Genomic DNA, 11,691 nt, shown 5'->3' with positions numbered 1-11,691 from the left:
CACTGGACCGCTGGATGCCCCGCTTCACCCGCCTGGCCCTGAGCCTGTTGCTGCTGACCACCGCCCCTGCCGCACTGGCCGCCGAACCGCTGACCACCCAGGCCGAGCGCAGCGGGTTTGTGCAAACCGGACGCTACGATGAAGTCATCGCGCTCTGCGATGCCTTTGCGCAGCGCTACCCGCAGGCGGTGCGCTGCATCGAGTTCGGTACCACCCCGGAAGGCCGGCCGATGAAGGCGCTGATCGTCTCCACCAGCGGCGCACTGGATGCCGACAGCGCTGCGCAGCGCAAGTTGCCGGTAGTGCTGGTGCAAGGCGGCATCCATGCCGGCGAGATCGACGGCAAGGACGCGGGCTTTCTGGCCTTGCGTGAATTGCTGGACGGCAAAACCGGCAAAGGTGTGCTCGACAAACTGGTCTGGGTGTTCGTGCCTGTGTTCAACGTCGACGGCCATGAGCGCTTCGGCGCCTGGAACCGGCCCAATCAACGTGGCCCCGAGCAGATGGGCTGGCGCACCACCGCGCAGAACCTCAATCTCAATCGCGACTACCTCAAGGCCGACGCGCCGGAAATGCAGGCGATGCTGCGGCTGGTGCAGCAGTGGGATCCGTTGATGTACGTGGACCTGCACGTCACCGATGGCGCCAAGTTCGAGCACGACGTGTCGGTGCAGGTGGAGCCCGTGCACGCCGGCGATGCCACGCTGCAACGCGACGGCACGCGCTGGCGCGATGCGGTGATTGCCGACCTGTCCAGACAGGGCTCGCTGCCGCTGCCGTATTACCCCTCGTTCGTGCACGAGGACGACCCGACCTCGGGTTTTGCCGACGACGTGTCGCCGCCGCGGTTTTCGCATGGCTATTTCCTGCTGCGCAACCGCTTCGGCATGCTGGTGGAAACGCACTCGTGGAAAACCTACCCGGTGCGCGTACGCGTCACCCGCAACGCCATCGTGTCGGTGCTGCAGCAGGCCGCGCGCAACGGCGCCCGCTGGCGCGCCGATGCGCTGGCGGCCGATCAGCGCGCCACCAGGCTGGCCGGCGAAATGGAGCCGTTGAGCTTCGCTGCCGGCCCGGCCGCACGCACCGTGGCCTTCCGTGGTTACGCCTACACGCGGACGCCCTCGCCGATTTCCGGCGCGTTGATGACGCGCTACGACGAGACCAGGCCACAACTCTGGAAGGTGCCGTTACGCGATCAGATCAAGCCGGACGTGGTGGTCGATGCGCCACGCGGCGGCTACCTGGTGCCTGCCGCGCAAGCGGCGCTGGTGGCGGAGAAACTGCGCCTGCACGGCATCGCCTTCGACACCATCGCCACCACTGCCGCCCATCCGGTGCAGAGCTTCCGTGCCGACAAGGCAACGTTTGCCGCGCGCTCCAACGAAGGCCACCAGAACCTGGAGATCACCGGGCAATGGCGCGATGAAACCCGCACCGTGCCGGCCGGCTCCTTGTTTGTGCCGATCGCCCAGGCCAGGTCGCGCCTGGTGATGGCGATGCTGGAACCGCAGGCGCCGGATTCGCTGCTGCAGTGGGGCCTGTTCAACACCGCATTCGAGCGCAAGGAATACATGGAGGACTACGTCGCCGAAGAGGTCGCGCGCGACATGCTCGAGCGCGACCCGGCAGTGAAGGCGCAATTCGAACAGCGTCTGGCCAGCGATGCGGCCTTCGCGGCCGACCCGAAGGCACGCCTGGAATTCTTCGCGCGCCTGCACGCCTCCTGGGACGAGCGCTACCGCCTGTATCCGGTGCTACGCACGGCACAGACCCAGTTCTGAGCCGGCGCCCGCTTCCGGCAAACACCTGATTCGGCGCGCACGCGCGCCTTTCGAACCCGGGCACCGCGGTGCCCTCCCTGATTGCAACCGCACCACAAGGACCACCCGTGCCACATCTCGATATGAAACCGTTTACACACTCCAGTCCACGCCGTCTTGCGTTGGCCATCGCCCTTGGCGTCAGCACCGCGTTTGCCGCCCCGCTCGGCGCACAGACCGCCGCCGCAGCGCAGCCGTGGATGGACACCGCGCTGACCGCGGACCAGCGCGCCGACCGTCTGCTCGCGCAGATGAGCGAGGACGAAAAATTCCAGATGCTGCGCAGCTACTTCGGCCTGGGCACCGACAAGATTCCCAAGCCCGAGGGCGCGCTGGGCTCGGCCGGCTATGTCCCCGGCGTCCCACGGCTGGGCATCCCGGCGCAGCAACTGGCCGATGCCGGCGTGGGCGTGACCAACCCCGGCGGCATCCGCAAGGGCGACTTCGCCACCGCGATGCCGTCCGGCCCCTCGACCGCGTCGAGCTGGAATCCACAGCTGGCCTATGCCGGCGGCAAGACCATGGGCCGTGAATCCTGGCAGCAGGGCTTCAATGTGCTGCTGGCTGGCAGCGTCAACCTGCAGCGCGACCCGCGCAACGGACGCAATTTCGAATATGCCGGCGAAGACCCGCTGCTGGCCGGCACCATGGTCGGCGAGTCGATCCGCGGCGTGCAGAGCGAGCACGTGCTGTCGACGATGAAGCACTACGCGCTCAACGACATGGAGACGCGCCGCAATTTCCACAGCGCCGAGATTGGCGAGCAGGCGATGCACGAATCGGACCTGCTGGCGTTCGAGATCGCCTTGAAGATCGGCGACCCGGCCTCGGTGATGTGCTCCTACAACAAGATCAACGGCATCTACGGCTGCGAGCACGATTACCTGCTCAACCAGGTGCTCAAGCAGGAATGGAAATACCCCGGCTACGTGATGTCCGACTGGGGCGGCGTGCACAGCGGCTCCAAGGCGGCCCTGGCCGGGCTGGATCAGCAATCGGCTGGCGAAGTGTTCGATGCGGCGGTGTTCTTCGACGCGCCGTTGCGCATGGCGGTGTCGGCCGGCGTGGTGCCGCGCGCGCGCTTTGACGACATGGTCAAGCGCGTGCTGCGCAGCCTGTTCGCGCATGGCGCGTTCGATCATCCCACCCAGCGCCAGCCGATCGATGGCAAGGCCGGGCAGCTGTCCGCGCAGCATGTTGCCGAGGAAGGCAGCGTGCTGCTGCGTAACGAGCAGGCCACCTTGCCGCTATCCAAGGAGGTGCGCCGCATCGCGGTGATCGGTGGGTATGCCGACAAGGGCGTGATGTCCGGCGGCGGTTCCTCGCGTGTGGACTACACCATCAACGGTGGCAACGCCGTACCCGGCCTCAACCCGACCACCTGGCCCGGCCCGGTGATCATCCATCCGTCCTCGCCGCTGCAGGCACTGCGCGCCGCGTTGCCGAACGTGCAGATCGATTATGTCGACGGCAAGGACCGCGCTGCCGCGGCACGCGCGGCCAAGGCCGCCGATGTGGCGATCGTGTTCGCCACCCAATGGTCGGCCGAATCGGTGGACCTGCCAGACATGCAATTACCCGACAACCAGGATGCCTTGATCGAGGCGGTGGCCAAGGCCAACCCCAAGACCACCGTGGTGCTGGAAACCAACGGCCCGGTGCGCATGCCCTGGGCCGAGCGCGTGCCGGCGGTATTGCAGGCGTGGTATCCGGGCATCGGCGGCGGTGAGGCGATCGCCAACCTGCTGACCGGCGCGGTCAATCCGTCCGGCCATCTGCCGGTGACCTGGCCGGTGGACGAATCGCAGCTGCCGCGTCCCTCGATCCCGGGCCTGGGCTTCAAGCCGGCCAAGCCGGGCGAAGACAGCATCGACTACGCCATCGAAGGCGCCAACGTCGGCTACAAGTGGTTTGCCGCCCGCAAGCTGACCCCGCGTTATCCATTCGGCCATGGCCTGTCGTACACGCAGTTCCGCATGGGCGGGCTGCGCGTGGAAGCCAACGGCAGCCAGCTCACGGCGAACTTCGAGGTGGAAAACATCGGCCAGCGCGAAGGCGCCGCCGTGCCGCAGCTCTACGTCACCCTGCCCGACGGCCATGCCACCCCGCTGCGCCTGATCGGCTGGCAGAAGCTCACGCTCAAGCCGGGCGAAAAGCGCGCCGTGCAGGTGATCGCCGAACCCAAGACGCTGGCCGACTTCGATGCCAAGGCGCGTCACTGGACGATTGCCGCCGGCACCTATCGCGTGCAGCTGGCACGTTCGGCAGGCGAACCGGTGCAGAGTGCGGAGGTCAGCTTGCAGGCGGCGCAGCTGCCGTAATCCGGTGTGGTGGCGGGCATGCAGTGCGCATGTCCGCCACGCTGTCTTCTCCCGTCGCCGGCAGGCACCGGCCACCACGAAAAATTTGTGCCGGATGCGTTGACAGCGTCGCGCGCAACTTGCACAATTCGCGTCCTGAGTCGCCCAGGTGGCGGAATTGGTAGACGCACTAGCTTCAGGTGCTAGCGGGGGCAACTTCGTGGAGGTTCGAGTCCTCTCCTGGGCACCACGACTCACGGTAGATCGTAAAAAACCCCGCTCTGGCGGGGTTTTTTGCGTCTGGGCCATACGATTGCACGATGGTGTGCGGCATCGGTGATGTCTGCAGATCGGCAGCGTCGCAAGGGCGCGGCGTCAGTGACTTTCGACACGCGACCACCTGTTGCCGCTGTGGCGACCATGCGCAACGCCTCCACGACGGCAGCACGCCCCATGCGCATCCTCCTCTGGCTTGCCCTGCTGCCGGCCGTTGTCAGTCCGCATGCACAGGCACAGCAGACCGACAAACGGGATGCCGCGCGCCATCGCGCGCAGGTGTCTTCGCAGCAATGCGGTCTCGGCACGTCGTTCAACGTGCTCGCCGACAGCGGCGGCATCTGGCTTTACCGCGATAGCGATTGGCCACGCGAAATTTTCTTCCACGGCGGCGAACTGAGCATCGACCACAAGCTGCAGCAGACCAGCACGGCCGATGCACGACGCCTCTGGGAGATGGAACAGCGCACCCGCGCACTGATGCCGCACGTTGCCGGCATTGCCTATCAGGTGATCGACCTCAGTTACGACGCACTCGGCGGTGTCATCGAGGTCATGACCGGCAGTGCGCTCAACGCCCGCAAGATCGAACGGCTGCGCAAACGCGCACGCGCGTATGTCGACGGCACCCTGGGCAAGGGGCGTTGGGAGCAGAAGGCCTTCAACGGCAACTTCGCAAACTACGTCGAACACGAAACCGAGCAATTCAAGGGCAGCATCGCGCGCCACATGCTCTGGCAAATCGTCACCGGGCGTTCGGACGGAATCGACAAACGCGCCCAACAGATGGAGGGCCAACTGGATGCAAGGCTGGATGCCCAGGCGTCCACCATCGAGGCCAGCGCCAACGCGCTGTGCACCCAGGTGCAGGCACTGCGTCAGTTAGAGGACGCGCTCGAGTTCCGTTACCAGGGCAAGCGGCTGCAACTGCTCGCACCCCTGCAGGACGACACGCCGCGCCATGACACCGAACATGCCGAACCGAAGTCCGACAGCGGCGACGCACCACCGAGCCGCGCAGTCGGGCTGCAACCAGCAACAAACAGCTGAGGCCTCACGCCCTCGGTCGAATCACTGTCTCCCGGGCGGGGCGGGCATGTCCTTGATGCCCTGCCGGATGGCGCTCGAACGGGCGAGATCTCCGCTTGCCTCATACGCCTCGGCAAGGCTGTCCAGCGCATTGCGGGACGCCGGAAACAGCAACACATTGAGCGCGAACACACGAATCGCCGCATCTGCGTCGGTCAAGGCTGCAGCGCCCTCACCGCTCCAAACGGTTTGCTGGTTGCTCTGCGAAGCGCTACGCACACCGACCATCCCGACTGGCTCTTGCCCGCCCACCGTCGCGGGACTTTACGCGGCATGGATGCCGCGTAAGCGCCTACAAGAACGTAGTTGCGGCGTGTCCCGCGAGGGTGGGCGGGCAAGAGCCCTGCAGCCAAGTCGCAGATCACCCGCTCTGCAGTAGACCGGCTTGAAGTCGTGGTCTTAGCCGATGTTAGAGCGGCCAAGCACCTTGTCACCCGCGCTCAATGCCCACCCGCCGCCGCTGCGCCACCGGCGCCCGCACCGAACGGCGGCTTGGCCAGCCACAGGAAGAAGATGATCGCCAGGAAGGTCCAGCCGAGCAGGTAGAAGATGTCGTTGAAGCCCATCTGCGAGGCCTGGTGGTTGATCATGTTGTTGAGCGAGGCCGCGCCGCGTTGCAGGTCGCCCTGCCCCATCGCGGTGACCTGCTCCTGCATGCCCGGGGTGTACACCGAGATGTGTTCGGTGATGTGCGCGTGGTGCACCTGGGTGCGGCGTGCCCACAGATAGGTGGTCAACGATGCGGCAAAGCTACCGCCCAGGGTACGCAGGAAGGTGGCCAGGCCGGAACCTGCCGCGATCTCGCGACCATCCAGGTCCGAGAGCAGAATCTGCAGCACCGGCATGAAGAACAAGGCCACACCCACGCCCATCACCAGCTGCACGGTGGCCACATGGCTGAAGTCCACCTGCAGGTTGAAGTTGGAGCGCAGGAAGCTGGTGAACGACAGGAAGATGAAGGCGACGGTGGCGAGCATGCGCAGGTCGAAACGCAGCGCGTACTTGCCCACGAATGGCGTCATCAGCACCGGCAGGATGCCGATCGGCGCGGTGGCAAGGCCGGCCCAGATCGCGGTGTAGCCCATGTCGCGTTGCAGCCATTGCGGAATCAGCAGGCTCACGCTGAAAAACGCCGCATAGGCCACCACCATCGCCAGCGTGCCGGCGCGGAAGTTGCGATGCCGGAACAGCTTGAGATCGACGATGGGATCCTTGTCGGTGAGTTCCCAGATCACGAACACCACCAGCGCCACGGCAGCGACGCAAGCCAGCACCACGATCTTGTCGGAAGAGAACCAGTCCTCGTCGTTGCCCAGGTCCAGCACCAGCTGCAGCGCACCGACGCCGACCACCAGCAGGATCAGGCCGATGTAGTCCATGCGCGGCTTTTCCAGCTGCTCGGGGCGATGGCGCAACTGCGAACCCACGATACTGCTGGCGATGATGCCCAGCGGTACGTTGATCAGGAAGATCCATTCCCAGCTGTAGTTGTCGGTGATCCAGCCACCCAGGATCGGCCCGGCGATCGGTGCCACCACGGTGATCATCGCCAACAGGGCGAGCGCCTGCCCGCGTTTTTCGCGCGGGTAGATCGACACCAGCAGGCTCTGGGTGATCGGGTACATCGGCCCGGCAACAAACCCCTGCAGCGCGCGCGACACCACCAGCATGCCCATGCTCTGGGCCAGGCCGCACAGCAACGAGGCCACGGTGAAGGCCAGCGTCGACCACACGAACAACTTGGTCTCACCGAAGCGGCGGCTCAGCCAGCCGGTCAGCGGCAGGGCGATCGCGGTGCTGACCGCGAACGAGGTGATGACCCAGGTGGCCTGCTGCGAGCTGGCGCCGAGATTGCCGGCGATGGTCGGCAACGAGACGTTGGCGATCGTGGTGTCCAGCACCTGCATGAACGAGGCCATCGCCAGGCCCACGGTGCACAGCGCCACGCTCGCCGGACGAAAGCCGGCGGCGGGCGCAGGTGCCGAGGGACCGCCTGGCGCGGTGGGAGCTTGCGAAGACATGCTGGCTTAGCCCGCCTTGGACGCAGCCTGCGCAGGCAGGTTGTCCTGGATGATGCGTTGGATGTCCGCGTCGGCGGCCTGCAACTGCTGCGCATACACGTCGGTGGAGAACACCGCGCCATTGGCGAACTTGGTCGGCAGCACGCTGCCCTGCTGGTCGTGCAGGTTGACGTCGACCTTCATCGACAAACCGATGCGCAGCGGATTACCGGCCAGTTGCTTGGCATCGACCGCAATGCGCACCGGCACGCGCTGCACGATCTTGATCCAATTGCCGCTGGCGTTTTGCGCCGGCAACAGCGAGAACGCGCTGCCGGTGCCCAGGCCCAGGCTTTCGATGCGGCCGGTGTAGTCCACGCCGCCGCCGTACAGATCCGAATGCAGTTCCACTTCCTGGCCCAGGCGCATGTGCTTGAGCTGGGTTTCCTTGAAGTTGGCTTCCACCCACACCTGCTCCAGCGGCACCACTGCCATCAGCACGCTGCCGGGCTGCACACGCTGGCCCAGCTGCGCCGAGCGACGCGCCACGTAGCCGGACACCGGCGCGATGACACCGGTGCGCGCATGGTTGAGATAGGCCTGACGTAGCTGCGCGGCGGCAGTCTGCACGTCCGGCTGGTTGGCCACCGCACTGTCGTCCACCAGTGCGCGGTTGCGTTCGAAGCTCTCGCGCGAACCGCTCACCGCCGCTTCGGCAGCGGCCAGTTCCTCGCGGGCATGCGCCAGTTCTTCATTGGAGATCGCGCCGCTGGCGGCCAGATCCTTGCGGCGTGCGAAGTCGGCACGTGCGCTGCGCAGGCTCACCTCGCGCGAGGACAGTTCGGCCTGCGCGCCTTCCACGCTACGGTACAGACCACGCACCTGGCGCACGGTCTTGGCCAGATTGGCCTCGGCCTGCTGCAATGCGACTGCGGTGTCGGCCGGGTCCAGCTGCACCAGCAACTGGCCGCGCTCCACGCGCATGCCGTCTTCGGCGCCAATGCTGACCACGGTGCCGCCGACCATCGGGGTGATCTGCACCTGGTTGCCCTGCACGTAGGCGTCGTCGGTGTCCTCGTGCCAGCGGCCGACCAGGAAGTACCACACCACAAGACCGATGATCGCCAGGATCACCACAATGGCCACGATGCGCAGCGCCGCACGGCGCTTGCTGGGCGCGGCCGGCGCAGGTTGGGAAGAAGTTGGAGTCGTCTGGCTCATCGTCGCTGTCTCAGGAATTCGGTTGTGCGGAAGTGGTCGCGGCGTGTGCGGTATCGCGCGCAGGTTCCGGCGTGAATCCGCCGCCCAGGGCACGCTGCAACCTCACCGAGGCCAACAGTTGTTGCGATTGCAGGCTGGCCATGCGCTGGCGTGCGAGCAGCAATTGCTCCTGCACGCTGAGCACTTCCAGGTAGCTGCCGATGCCGGCGCGGTAGCGCTGCTGCGCCAGTTCGAAGGCGGCGGTCACGGTCTGCACGGCGTCGTCCTGCGCGCGCGCACGCTGCTCCAGCGAACGCACGGCGTTGACCTGGTCGGCTACCTCGCGCAGGGCGTCGATCACCTTCTGGTTGTAATCGGCCACCGCCAGGTCGTATTGCGCATCGCTGCCGGCCAGATTGGCGCGCAGCTTGCCGCCATCGAAGATCGGCAGGCTCAGCGCCGGCGCAACCACGCCGAACACCGAGGCGCTTTCCAGCAACTGGCCGACATCGCGATTCACCACACCGCCCAGCGCCGTGATGTTGAAACTGGGGTAGAAGCGGGTCTTGGCGGCGGCGATATCCTGATCGGCGGCCTCCACGCGCCAGCGCGCGGCGACCACGTCGGGGCGGCGGCCCAACAGGTCGGCAGGCAGGTTGCTCGGCAGCTGCGTGGCGATGGCCGCCCCCAGCGTCGGGCGCGCAATCTCCAGCCCGCGATCCGGGCCCTGCCCGGCCAGCGCGGCCAGGGCGTTGCGGGCCTCGTCGATCTGCTGCTGCGCGGACTGCAGCTGCTGCTGCGCCGACGGTACGCGGGCCTGCGCCTGGCGCACCTGCAGATCGCTGTCGATGCCGGCGCCGCGGCGTTGCCGGGTGAGCTCCAGGGTCTTCTGCACGCGGGTCAACTCATCGTTGGCCACGTCGTGCAGGCGCCATGCGTAGTCGAGCTGCGCATAGGCTTCGGCGATCGCCGCCGACAGGTTCAGGCGTGCCGCCTGTGCGTCCACCTCGGCCGCATGCGCCTGGTCCACCGCCGCTTCCCAGGTGGCGCGCTTGCCGCCCCACAGGTCCACGCCATAGCGGAAGTCCAGCACCAGTTGGCCGTTGCCGCCGAACTTGCCGCCGCGCTCATCGCCCACCATCGATTCAGGCAACTGCACGCCCGCATAGCCACCGGACACCGACAGGCTGGGGCCGCGATCGGCCTGCGCGCTACCGATGCGTGCCTGCGCCTGACGCAGGCGCGCATCGGCCGCCGCCAGGCTGGGACTGTGCTGCAGGCCTTCGGCAATCAGCACGTTCAATTGCGCATCGCCCAGGGCGCGCCACCAGTCGCTGGCCGGCCAGGCGGCCGGGCTCAGGTTGGCCTGCGCGAGGGTGCGCTCGGCATGCACTGCGCCCGGCTCCAGCATGGTGCCCTGCGGGGCAAGCCCGCGGCTGCTGGCGCAGGCGGCCAGCGCCAGCGTCAGCGCAGTGAGGACGAGCGGCCGCGCAAGCTGCGTGGAGCGCAGGCGCAGTATCTGGATCGGGGAACTAGCAGCGTTCATGAGTTGAGTGCATCGCGGACACGGATGAGAAGAGAGGTGAGTTGCTCGCGCTCGGGCGGGGCCAGATCGCGCAAGCCATGCTCGATGGCGCGCTCGCCGCGCAGCTTCAGGCGCTCCCACAGCGCCACGCCCTGTTCGGTCATGACGATCTGCAGCGCGCGCCGGTCCTGCGCGTGTGGCTCGCGTCGCACCGCACCGAGCGCTTCGAGCTTGTCGAGCAGGCGGGTGACCGCGCTCGGGGTCTGGTCCAGCGCCAGCGCCAGTTCGTTGGCCGTGCAGGGCGAGCGCACCGCCAGGATCTTCAGGCCGACGTAGTGGCTGAAGCCGAAGTCCGGCAGCTCGCCCTTCATTTCGGCATCGAGCTGACGCATCAGCGCATCGCGCACCTGGCGCAACAGCAGGCCGAACGACGGCGAGGCGGTGGAGAGGTCATTCATGGCGGGCTATTTTCTTCCGAAAAATATATTTGTCAACGCAAATATTTCTAACGGGATTAAACCGCCGGCAAGGATCGCCACCTTACGCGCCTGTGCCCCTGGCCTGGTAATACAATTGCGCCAATGACTGTCGAAAACCCGCCAACCACGGTCGATGCCCTGCCACCCGGTGTGCGCGCCAGCTTCGAATGGGCCGACGGACCGGAGGTGATCGCGTTCCTGGCCGATCTGCGCGCCGTATGGGCGCCGGAGACGGTTCGGCATGCGCATGTCCGCGGGCAGCTGATGTATGTGGAGCACGGCGTGCTGACGGTGCACACCGAGCAGGGAACCCTGTCGCTACCGCCGGGCTGCGCCGGCTGGATGCCGCCCGGCCAGCAGCACACCGTGGAACTGGCTGGACCGCTGCGCGGCTGGGGCGTGGTGGTCCGGCCGGACGCCTGCGCCGCGTTGCCCGCGCAAGGCGGGGTGATCCGCCTGACCGGGCTCGCCCGCGAGGTGATCATGCGCGCGGCCGACTGGCCGCTGGGCCAGCCGCTCGACCCCGCCCGGCAACGCCTGGCCGCGGTGCTGCTGGACGAATTGCATCAGGTGCAGATCGACCACCTGCACCTGCCGATGCCGGCCGACCGGCGGCTGCTGCGCATCGCCCGGCAGTTGCTCGATACCCCGGCCGACCCGCGCCCGCTGGACGCCTGGGCCGACTGGGGCGGGCTGTCGGCGCGCAGCCTGAGCCGGCATTTCCGCAGCGAGACCGGGCTGAGTTTCGCGCAGTGGCGGCAGCAGGCCCGGCTGGCAGAGGCGCTGCGGCGGCTCAGCCAGGGCAGCCCGGTCGCCCAGGTCGCCGACCAGCTCGGATACAGCAGCCCCAGCGCCTTCGTCAGTGTGTTCCACCGCCATTTCGGCGCTCCACCCACGCGTTATCTGGCCGGCACGCATGCGCGCGGCTTGGCATCCCCCGCCGCATCCGGATAATCGGCGCTCTTCGAGCTCGCGCCACGGCGCGGGCTCCTCTTTCGT

9 protein-coding genes and 1 tRNA gene are annotated in these 11,691 nt (G+C 67.1%); 5 read left to right on the top strand and 5 right to left on the bottom strand.

Annotated features, from left to right (window positions below):
* Window positions 1-14 precede the first annotated feature (14 nt).
* The 4 genes from AC1PLS_RS07320 (at window position 15) to AC1PLS_RS07305 (ending at window position 5,449) form a co-directional block, all read left to right on the top strand.
* Window positions 15-1,784 carry a M14 family metallopeptidase gene (locus tag AC1PLS_RS07320; protein ID WP_184379989.1) on the top strand — a complete coding sequence of 590 codons (1,770 nt, stop codon included), beginning with the start codon at window positions 15-17 and terminating at the stop codon, window positions 1,782-1,784.
* 122 nt (window positions 1,785-1,906) lie between these two features.
* Entirely contained in the window at window positions 1,907-4,144 is a 2,238-nt protein-coding gene (locus AC1PLS_RS07315; protein WP_126965544.1) for a beta-glucosidase family protein, read from the top strand.
* 142 nt (window positions 4,145-4,286) lie between these two features.
* A tRNA-Leu gene (locus AC1PLS_RS07310) sits at window positions 4,287-4,373 on the top strand.
* Between the two features lie 203 nt (window positions 4,374-4,576).
* Window positions 4,577-5,449, top strand: a complete 873-nt coding sequence (locus tag AC1PLS_RS07305; protein WP_184434050.1) for a DUF2884 family protein — start codon at window positions 4,577-4,579, stop codon at window positions 5,447-5,449.
* A gap of 21 nt (window positions 5,450-5,470) precedes the next feature.
* Here the strand turns inward: AC1PLS_RS07305 and AC1PLS_RS07300 are convergent, their stop codons facing one another.
* The 5 genes from AC1PLS_RS07300 to AC1PLS_RS07280 form a co-directional block, all read right to left on the bottom strand.
* A complete protein-coding gene (locus AC1PLS_RS07300) occupies window positions 5,471-5,647 on the bottom strand; it encodes a hypothetical protein (protein WP_167708700.1) in 177 nt (58 codons plus the stop codon).
* Between the two features lie 281 nt (window positions 5,648-5,928).
* The gene (locus AC1PLS_RS07295; protein WP_024938907.1) at window positions 5,929-7,509 is read right to left on the bottom strand and encodes a DHA2 family efflux MFS transporter permease subunit; all 1,581 of its coding nucleotides are present in this window, start codon (window positions 7,507-7,509) and stop codon (window positions 5,929-5,931) included.
* A 6-nt stretch (window positions 7,510-7,515) separates the two neighbouring features.
* A complete protein-coding gene (locus tag AC1PLS_RS07290) occupies window positions 7,516-8,709 on the bottom strand; it encodes an HlyD/EmrA/EmrK family protein (RefSeq protein ID WP_024938906.1) in 1,194 nt (397 codons plus the stop codon).
* Between the two features lie 10 nt (window positions 8,710-8,719).
* Entirely contained in the window at window positions 8,720-10,207 is a 1,488-nt protein-coding gene (locus AC1PLS_RS07285) for an AdeC/AdeK/OprM family multidrug efflux complex outer membrane factor (protein WP_311736855.1), read from the bottom strand.
* A gap of 23 nt (window positions 10,208-10,230) precedes the next feature.
* Window positions 10,231-10,671 carry a MarR family winged helix-turn-helix transcriptional regulator gene (locus tag AC1PLS_RS07280; protein ID WP_016904051.1) on the bottom strand — a complete coding sequence of 147 codons (441 nt, stop codon included), beginning with the start codon at window positions 10,669-10,671 and terminating at the stop codon, window positions 10,231-10,233.
* A 123-nt stretch (window positions 10,672-10,794) separates the two neighbouring features.
* Here AC1PLS_RS07280 and AC1PLS_RS07275 point away from each other — a divergent pair, with 123 nt between their 5' ends.
* Window positions 10,795-11,646 (top strand): AraC family transcriptional regulator, encoded by an 852-nt coding sequence (locus tag AC1PLS_RS07275; protein ID WP_047124219.1) that lies wholly within the window; start codon window positions 10,795-10,797, stop codon window positions 11,644-11,646.
* The last annotated feature ends 45 nt before the right edge of the window (window positions 11,647-11,691 follow it).

It is taken from the genome of Xanthomonas sp. NCPPB 3218 (genome assembly GCF_056725185.1).
Note: the sequence above shows the minus strand (reverse complement) of the source record. Positions and strands in the feature narration are given on the sequence as shown.

What these genes read in the sequence shown, in the direction of transcription:
- AC1PLS_RS07320 (WP_184379989.1), top strand. Translation starts at nt 15, where the DNA reads ATGCCCCGCTTCACCCGCCTGGCCCTGAGCCTGTTGCTGCTGACCACC.
- AC1PLS_RS07315 (WP_126965544.1), top strand. Translation starts at nt 1,907, where the DNA reads ATGAAACCGTTTACACACTCCAGTCCACGCCGTCTTGCGTTGGCCATC.
- AC1PLS_RS07305 (WP_184434050.1), top strand. Translation starts at nt 4,577, where the DNA reads ATGCGCATCCTCCTCTGGCTTGCCCTGCTGCCGGCCGTTGTCAGTCCG.
- AC1PLS_RS07295 (WP_024938907.1), bottom strand. Translation starts at nt 7,509, where the DNA reads ATGTCTTCGCAAGCTCCCACCGCGCCAGGCGGTCCCTCGGCACCTGCG.
- AC1PLS_RS07290 (WP_024938906.1), bottom strand. Translation starts at nt 8,709, where the DNA reads ATGAGCCAGACGACTCCAACTTCTTCCCAACCTGCGCCGGCCGCGCCC.
- AC1PLS_RS07280 (WP_016904051.1), bottom strand. Translation starts at nt 10,671, where the DNA reads ATGAATGACCTCTCCACCGCCTCGCCGTCGTTCGGCCTGCTGTTGCGC.
- AC1PLS_RS07275 (WP_047124219.1), top strand. Translation starts at nt 10,795, where the DNA reads ATGACTGTCGAAAACCCGCCAACCACGGTCGATGCCCTGCCACCCGGT.